2 protein-coding genes are annotated in these 2247 nt (G+C 66.8%); both read left to right on the forward strand.

Annotated elements, in window-relative coordinates:
• A partial coding sequence (locus V6M46_RS18085) for a flagellin (protein ID WP_332667652.1) occupies nt 1-1228 on the forward strand: 1228 nt, incomplete at its 5' end.
• A gap of 208 nt (nt 1229-1436) precedes the next feature.
• On the forward strand, nt 1437-2247 hold an 811-nt coding region (locus V6M46_RS18090), incomplete at its 3' end, for a flagellin N-terminal helical domain-containing protein (RefSeq protein WP_332667654.1).

Below are 2247 nucleotides of genomic sequence, written 5' to 3' on the forward strand. Positions count from 1 at the left end.
GAAGGTCAACTCGGCCGTCGACAATCCGGTCAACTTCTTCACCTCGGCCGGCCTGAACGACCGCGCCGGCCAGCTCACCGGCCTCCTCGACGGCATCTCCAACGGCGTCCAGACGATCCAGGCGGCTTCGCAGGGCATCGACTCGGCCGTCAAGCTGGTCGAGTCGCTGCAGTCGACCGTCAAGCAGGCCCAGGCCGACGCCGCCGCCAACCGCCCCACCAAGGTCGGTGCGGCTGACATCCTCGCCAACGCGACCGAAGTGACCGACACCGGCGGCAAGAGCCGCAAGGACATCGCTCTCGACAAGCGCCTCGGCGAGGCCGGCGTCGCCGCTCGCGCCACCGCTTCCGATGCCGGTCACCTGATCGACACCACCACCAACTCCAGCCTGGCCCTGTCGGTCTCGGCCGGCTCGACGACCTTTACCGTCGATCTTTCCGCTACCGCGACGGTCCGCGATCTCGTCAACGAGATCAACAAATCCGGCATCGCCACCGCCTCGGTTGACGATTCCGGTCGCCTGAACGTCACCGGCGCTGGTTCGGACACGCTGCGCGTCGGCCTCGGCGCCGGCACCGATGCTGCCACTGCCCGCACCAACGCCTCCAGCGGCACCAACCAGAACGTTGCCATCGGCCTCGCCGTCGCCGACGGCAACTCGGCCGGCGCCGGTATCGTCTCGGCCGGTGGCAACTCGACCGTCCGCTCCAACCTGATCAAGCAGTTCAACGACCTGCGCACGCAGATCGACGAGCTTGCCAAGGATTCGAGCTTCAACGGCAAGAACCTGCTCAACGGCGACAAGCTGTCGATCACCTTCAACGAGAAGACCGGTTCGCAGCAGTCGAAGCTGGATGTCCAGGGTTCGGTGCTGAACTCCGCCAATCTCGGCGTGCTGACTGCCACCAGCGCGACCGCGGTGACCGGAACCTTCAACATCCAGAGCGACACCGACCTCTCCGCGGTCGGCGACTCCCTGACCAGCGCGCTCGGCTCGCTGCGCTCGACGGCCTCCTCGCTGGGCTCCAGCCTGTCGGTCGTTCAGGCTCGCCAGGACTTCACCAAGAACCTGGTGAACACCCTGACGCAGGGCGCCGACAATCTGGTGCTCGCCGACAACAACGAGGAAGGCGCCAAGCTCCTCGCCCTGCAGACCCGCCAGCAGCTGTCGCAGACGGCTCTGACGCTGGCCTCGCAGGCCGACCAGGCCGTGCTGCGCCTGTTCTGATCCTTCGGTCCCGCAGGAGCGGGCCAGCCCACAGAAGTGGGTCGAAGACAAGAAAGACGGCGGAGCGCGAGCTCCGCCGTCTTTTCGTTGCTTCAGCCCGGGCGCGAAGCGCCCCGCTCAACCGTTAACCGGTTGTTAGCCTTAACGAAGGATTATCCGGCCAGACCAAACCGCATGGGCGCTGAATCGCGCTTTCAGGGGACCGAAGATGGCGAACACGATTCTCACGAGCGGCGTCAGGGCGAACCTCCTCACCCTGCAGCAGACCACTGCCGAGCAGGGCGTCATCCAGAACCGCCTCGCCACCGGCAAGCGCGTCAACTCGGCCATCGACAACCCCGTCAACTTCTTCACTTCGCTGGGCCTGAACGACCGCTCCAACGAGCTCAAGGGCTTGCTCGACGGCATCTCGAACGGCATCCAGACCATCACTGCCGCCTCGCAGGGCATCGACTCGATCACCAAGCTGGTGCAGTCGCTGCAGTCGACGATCAAGCAGGCCCAGGCCGACGCCGCCGCCAACCGCCCCAACAAGGTCGGCACCGCCGACGTGCTGGCGAACGCGGTCGAAGTCACCGACACCGGCGGCAAGAGCCGCAAGGACATCGCTCTCGACAAGCGTCTCGGCGAGGCCGCTGTTCCGGCCCGCGCCACCGCGGCCGACACCGGCCACCTGATCAACACCACCGTCAATACCAACATGGCCCTGACGGTCTCCGCCGGCTCGACGACCTATACGGTCGATCTCGCCGCGACCGCGACCGTCCGTGACCTCGTCAACGAGATCAACAAGTCCGGCATCGCCACGGCGACCGTCGACGATTCCGGCCGTCTGAACGTCACCGGCGCAGGCTCCAACACGCTGCGCGTCGGCGTCGGCGCCGGCACCGATGCTGCCACTGCCCGCACCAACGCCTCCAGCGCCACCAACCAGAACCTTGCCATCGGCCTCGCCGTCGCCGACGGCGACACCGCCGGCGCCGGCATCGTCTCGGCCGGTGGCAACTCGACCGTCCGCT

It is taken from the genome of Aeromicrobium sp., assembly GCF_036676885.1.
GTDB lineage: Bacteria > Actinomycetota > Actinomycetes > Propionibacteriales > Nocardioidaceae > Aeromicrobium.